Source organism: Nocardioides sp. (assembly GCF_029937575.1).
Lineage (GTDB): Bacteria > Actinomycetota > Actinomycetes > Propionibacteriales > Nocardioidaceae > Nocardioides.
The window spans coordinates 20,340-20,982 of record NZ_JAPYPS010000068.1; the positions used below are offsets into that span (position 1 = coordinate 20,340).

Here is a 643-nt window from a genome sequence, read left to right on the forward strand (position 1 = left end):
GCCCTCGCCGGCGCGCTTCTGCACCCGCTGACCGCGCCGCGCGGCGCCGACTCGACGGCAGGTGGAGCAGGGAGGTCCGGTGAGGGCCTCGAAGGTGAGGCTCAGGCGCCCTTGCCGGTGACGGTCACCGGGACGTTGCCGCGGGTCGCCTTGGAGTACGGGCAGACCTGGTGGGCTGCCTCGACGAGCTCCTGGGCCTTCGCGTCGTCGACGCCCGGGATGGTGGCGGTGATGTCGGCGGTGATGGCGAAGGAGTCGCCCTCGGGACCGAACCCCACGGCGATGTCGACCGTCGAGCCGGACGCGTCCACGCCGTGCTTCTTGGCGACCAGGCCGAGCGCTCCCTGGAAGCAGGCGCCGTAGCCCACGGCGAACAGCTGCTCCGGGTTGGTGCCGGTGCCCGGACCGCCGGTCTCCTTCGGAGCAGTGAGGTCGAGGTCGAGGATCCCGTCCTCGCTCTTCGCGTGGCCGGCGCGGCCGCCCGTGACGGTGGCCTTGGCGGTGTAGACGATCTTCGTCGGTGTGTTGGTCATGCCTGCCTCAACCGTCCTCGCGTGCCGGTTGTTCCGGAGCGGCGCGCGGGTGGGTGGTGGGGCGGGTGGGGGTGCTCACGGCGCACAATTGTGGAGTTGTGGCACGTCTT

The 643-nt window shown here is 71.5% G+C and carries 1 protein-coding gene; it reads right to left on the reverse strand.

What is annotated here, in order from left to right; all coding sequences use genetic code 11:
* Window positions 1-101: 101 nt before the first annotated feature.
* The gene (locus Q1K33_RS17460; protein ID WP_300406019.1) at window positions 102-533 is read right to left on the reverse strand and encodes an organic hydroperoxide resistance protein; all 432 of its coding nucleotides are present in this window, start codon (window positions 531-533) and stop codon (window positions 102-104) included.
* Window positions 534-643: the final 110 nt, after the last annotated feature.